General features: G+C 33.8%; 1 protein-coding gene. It reads right to left on the reverse strand.

The genetic code is table 11. The features are described 5' to 3' along the window. Positions 1 to 237, reverse strand: a 237-nt coding sequence (locus ACR9ZK_RS23425; RefSeq protein ID WP_481344306.1) for a hypothetical protein, incomplete at both ends; no start/stop codon positions are given.

Here is a 237-nt window from a genome sequence, read left to right on the forward strand (position 1 = left end):
TTCCAATTCATCGCATAATAAAATTTTTCTTGTAAGATCCGAAAATTCATCAACCAGTTTTTGAGACTTATTTTTGGACCGGTAAAAGTTAATTCCTTCACGGCTGTCCTGCTTTTGATTAAGGTGAATAAAAATCAGCTCATTTTTAAAAGAAGGATTGAAGTCTACCTTTTCATATTTGATCTCTTGCTTACTCTGATAAAGCACTGCTGATTTCTCTTTTGCCACGGCTATATC

It is taken from the genome of Monashia sp. HAY1-5C, assembly GCF_056755255.1.